Source organism: Paenibacillus sp. 01T422 (assembly GCF_056398785.1).
Genome location: NZ_JBFTQB010000571.1, coordinates 1 through 4,243, shown reverse-complemented (window position 1 = coordinate 4,243; position 4,243 = coordinate 1). Strand labels below are relative to the sequence as shown.

Below are 4,243 nucleotides of genomic sequence, written 5' to 3'. Positions count from 1 at the left end.
CTTTATCTCACTGCGGAGCGTTGGCGGGATGCTTATCCCGAGTTTAAACAAAAGCTCAATCGACGCAAAGATCGGTTTTTGAAAACTATTCAAGGTCAACCCATTCTTTTTGTTCGAACCAATTGTAAAAGAAAGGAAGCTCAGGAGCTACACGCAGCATTAAAAAGGCAGATGCATGGAAAGTTCCACCTGCTGATCGTGAATAACCACGAGACAGGTAGCCAAGGCGTGATTTACGAGGATTGGGGGCTAGGTGGAATTAGCTCGGTGCTTCTACCGAAAGGAGAAGACTGGAGAGGATTTAACCCAGCTTGGGATTCGTGTATGAACGGCTTCAAGTTGAAAGCTTCTTCCCTTCGTTGAAATTAACCCTGCATTCCCGCGTCGGGCTCCCCAGAGTCGTTCACAGGTTAGTTCGTTAGATGGTTGGATGAAGTAACTTATGCTCCGGGAGCCTGAACTAATCCTACATAGCTATCCATATCATGTTCCTCAAATGTATTCAATATTATTCGCATGCCCTCTCGTATGAGCGAATTGTTACGAAGAATCCACCTCTAACTCGCCGTCTTTGTCGAACAAAAATTTCAGATAAGACTCAAGAGAATCTTAAAGTGGCTAAACGCTCTTCAAAAATCACACGCAGTTCATCAGGAATTCGCTCAAACTCGACCCCTTTCCCCAAAAACAAAAGCCAATCTGCATAATACACCAGCGCCTCAACATCGGTCACATCCAACTGAACATTAAAAATCCCGCTCGATTGAAACATCCCAGTTAAGGACAAAATTATCCCAGGAGGGTGCATGCGTTTAAAGCGCTGAATCCCAATCGAATCAAGTTTCACAACAAGGTTGGATTCACGTGCACGAAGCAGTTTCTTGTTTAAAATCTCTTGTTCAGACCACTTCATCTTTTGCTCAGAAATTGCCGAATCCCGCAGCATCTCAACAGGCAAATAACGAAACTCATCCGTATCAAAATCATAAACCTCGACCAGCCACTGAGCATTCGAGTTAAATATATGCAGCAAAAAAACGTCCAGCAACTGCGGCCAGCCAAGACTCAGCTCATAAGTCACGCGCAAATGTTTATCCCGCACAGCAAGTGAAATCAGCTGGTTTAGCTCCGCGGGCGCCGCATCATCGAGCTCCAAAAGATTCGGATTGGCGGGATTTGTATTTTCGAAAAGCAAGATATTATTCAGCTCGATCAGCTCATCTTGCTGGGTTTGCGACGCGATACCGATTAGTTTTTCAGTGATTGAGCGGCGATTATGCAGATAAGGCAGTTGCGAATTTTTCGAGGCAATAAAGCTGATAAAGATCGCCTTCAGCTCTTCTGGCGTGAAGCGGGCCGCGGGCAGATATTGATTCTGCAGGACATAGTATCCGCCACCGCGCCCAAGTTCGGACGTCAGGGGAAAACCCATCGCCTGAATCTCGTTTATGTCGCGGATCGCCGTCGCGCGGGAAATCCTGAACTCTCGCTGAATCTCGGCAATCGTAAAATGCGCGCGGTTATTGATGTAACGCATGATCAGGTTCACTCGTTCTGTTTTTTTCATGATTTTATTATATCAAACATGTAGCAGAAAATGTCAGCACGGACGATATACATTTTCATTTTTCAATAAAAGGTATCAATTTTTGATACATTTGGGAAATAGAATCAGTCTTGTAAAGAATAAATTCCACAAAGGAGAGAACAAAATGTCTAACTACTCTATCAAAACAATCTCAGAAAACTACAAAATGACTGCTTTCGGTGTTACATTTGATGACTACAACGATTGGGGAGGTAATGCAGCAAAAACCGCAACAAAAAAAGCTGAAATCACTGAGAACGGCAAGCTTGCTGAGCTTCTCGCACTCGCTGACGGGCAGGAGTATCAAATCAACTACAACCTCGACCACAAGCCTTGGCGCGGCTTCGGCGTAATGGGTGAGTTCAACGTGGAAGGCGCAGTCGTCCTCGATTTCCTCGCTGGCGATTACCTTGTCGTGCCTGGGACAGGCGCTGACAAAGACCGGCTTGCTGACGAAATTACAGGCAAAGTTTTCGGCGGCCTGATCCAAGAAATCACCGAATACAAATATGTTGGTCCTGGTAATTCAACGTTCGTTAAAGAAAATGAAACAGGTGAATTCTACGGTGAAATGTGGTTTCGTGTAAACAAAGTCGAAAACTAATCCTTGTCAAATTTGACTAAATCAAAAAAACAGAAAGTTATATCGAATAAAAGGAGCACTCACATGGCAGCTTACACGCTTCAACACAAAAAATCATTCACATTGACCGCTTATGGGTTCTCAATCCAGTCGAATTTTCAAGACATGCCAGCTATGCAAAAAGAAAAGACCGAGTTTTGGGACAAACTCAAGGCTGACGGCCGTTTTAACAAGCTCAAAAACGCCGCAAAAGATGATCGCGAATGGTCAGTTAATGAGGTTTATCAAGGAAAACCGTGGAATTATTTCGCGGTAGAGGCTGGCAAATCAGTGGCTGACGCAACGCGCTTCATTGAGTTTCCAGAGAGCGAGTACATCGTGGTCGCAGGAGATGGCGACAAGGAAACTTTGTTTGATCAGCTGACTTACCGTGCTTTTGGCGAAGTCTTGCCCCAAATCACGGATTATGCTTACATTGGTGGTCCAAATGCGACTTATCGCAAAGATAGCGGCGACGGTACTTTCTACGGCGAATTCTGGGTGCCTGTGGTTAAAAAATAAGGGTATTCGGAACGTAATTTAATAAATAGTAAAACAGGCAGCCATCACTTAGTCGGCTGCCTGTTGCTTTATATTCAACTATCGTTCTTGTTCAAAAATTTCTAATTCACGCAACTCTGTAAGGTCTCGGATTTCGGGACTTTCCATGCTTTACTGCCCTTTAGCACAAAAGGCCGCACGCGGCAGCCTTTTATGGTTCATTATACTATTATTCTTCTATAGTTTTCTTGCCTTGATTACAAAAGTTACAGGAAGCATCTTTGCTTTTTTTGCAAAATCGCTGTTATGTGATTGCATAATTTCTTCATCTGATTGCTCAATCATTTGCTCAATTACAAATCCCGCTTTTGCCAACGCATTCACATAGGTTGATAGTTTACGATCCGATAATGTTAGCGTACTGCCGCCAAGTGATAGCGAATACCAAGATTCATCGAAATAAGTTTTTTTGAAAACAAGCATATTATTTTCTATAGCAACACATTTGTGTATAGGGTGGGACCAGCTGAAAATAAATACACCATCTTTTTTTAGGTAAGAAGCAATCCTGCGAAAGGTACCCTCTAGGTCAGTTGTCCAGCCTATTGCATAAACCGAATAAACAAAGTCAAAATAATCCTCTGGTATGCCACATTCTTCTTCCATGGGAGAACAGATTAATTTTGCTGAAAGACCGCACTCCGTCAAAAGTTGCTTTGTCTTTTCGAGTTGGTTTTCTGATATATCCATACCCCAAAGTTCAGAAGCTTTGTGTTCCCCCAGATATTGCAAAGATTGACCGCTTCCACAGCCTATTTCCAGCAACTTTTTTCCTGAGACATCGCCAAAAAGCTGGCATTTTTCTTCTGAGACAAATGCACCATATAGCGGAAGTGAGGTTGCTCCTAAAACGTCATTTCCCTTTATGTCCCAAAATAAGCTGTTTGTTTCATGAACTACCTTCTTATCCATGTCAACTGAGATGGCGCCAACCTCACCACCGCCTATAATGCTTGTTGTTCCATAAACAGAATTCTTGTTCATGCAGACACACTCCCCAAATAAGATTCAATAAATTCAATCCGATAACCAACCTACACGCGATAATCTATTATTTCTTTTACTTTTGTATATTGAATTAATCGTTCAACTTCATTAAGCACCCTTATTTGTCCTTTTTCATTAGTCCACCAATTATCTGGACGTGTATTACTGTCCAAAACCCCGCAGAGACTGTACGCAATCCAATCTGGCATAAAGGTCTTCATACTAAGATAACACCGTCTTAAATGAAAGTAATTTGTAACTAGCAATATTCTTCGGGTATTTCTTAATCCGAAAAGCTCATCAATCATCTCTCTTGTGTTAATAACATTTTCTTTCGTATTTGTTGACTTATCCTCTATCCAAATATCTGACTCTTTAACACCGCTTTGTATTGCTGTGTCTCTCATTACGTGGGCTTCAGGAATCTTTGAAGTTCCACCGGACATAATAATTGTAGTTGCACGCCCCGCTTTATAGAGTTCTAC

6 protein-coding genes are annotated in these 4,243 nt (G+C 42.5%); 3 read left to right on the top strand and 3 right to left on the bottom strand.

Annotation, left to right across the window (positions count from 1 at the left end; all coding sequences use genetic code 11):
* The coding region (locus tag AC1DUA_RS26145; RefSeq protein WP_477502554.1) for a DUF1796 family putative cysteine peptidase at positions 1 to 363 on the top strand (363 nt) is incomplete at its 5' end.
* A gap of 235 nt (positions 364 to 598) precedes the next feature.
* Here the strand turns inward: AC1DUA_RS26145 and AC1DUA_RS26140 are convergent.
* Entirely contained in the window at positions 599 to 1,567 is a 969-nt protein-coding gene (locus tag AC1DUA_RS26140; RefSeq protein ID WP_477502553.1) for a helix-turn-helix transcriptional regulator, read from the bottom strand.
* A 145-nt stretch (positions 1,568 to 1,712) separates the two neighbouring features.
* Here AC1DUA_RS26140 and AC1DUA_RS26135 point away from each other — a divergent pair, with 145 nt between their 5' ends.
* Entirely contained in the window at positions 1,713 to 2,192 is a 480-nt protein-coding gene (locus AC1DUA_RS26135) for a hypothetical protein (RefSeq protein ID WP_477502552.1), read from the top strand.
* Positions 2,193 to 2,255: 63 nt separating this feature from the next.
* Complete coding sequence (locus AC1DUA_RS26130) at positions 2,256 to 2,732, top strand: GyrI-like domain-containing protein (protein ID WP_477502551.1); 477 nt, start codon at positions 2,256 to 2,258, stop codon at positions 2,730 to 2,732.
* A 216-nt stretch (positions 2,733 to 2,948) separates the two neighbouring features.
* Here AC1DUA_RS26130 and AC1DUA_RS26125 read toward each other — a convergent pair whose 3' ends face one another.
* Both AC1DUA_RS26125 and AC1DUA_RS26120 read right to left on the bottom strand, forming a co-directional pair.
* Positions 2,949 to 3,755, bottom strand: coding sequence for a class I SAM-dependent methyltransferase (locus AC1DUA_RS26125; protein ID WP_477502550.1), 807 nt, complete (start codon positions 3,753 to 3,755; stop codon positions 2,949 to 2,951).
* Positions 3,756 to 3,805: 50 nt separating this feature from the next.
* The coding region (locus AC1DUA_RS26120) for a YdcF family protein (RefSeq protein ID WP_477502549.1) at positions 3,806 to 4,243 on the bottom strand (438 nt) is incomplete at its 5' end.

Bases quoted from the DNA above. Each gene is read 5' to 3' on its own strand.
- AC1DUA_RS26140 (WP_477502553.1), bottom strand. From the start codon at position 1,567: ATGAAAAAAACAGAACGAGTGAACCTGATCATGCGTTACATCAATAAC.
- AC1DUA_RS26135 (WP_477502552.1), top strand. From the start codon at position 1,713: ATGTCTAACTACTCTATCAAAACAATCTCAGAAAACTACAAAATGACT.
- AC1DUA_RS26130 (WP_477502551.1), top strand. From the start codon at position 2,256: ATGGCAGCTTACACGCTTCAACACAAAAAATCATTCACATTGACCGCT.
- AC1DUA_RS26125 (WP_477502550.1), bottom strand. From the start codon at position 3,755: ATGAACAAGAATTCTGTTTATGGAACAACAAGCATTATAGGCGGTGGT.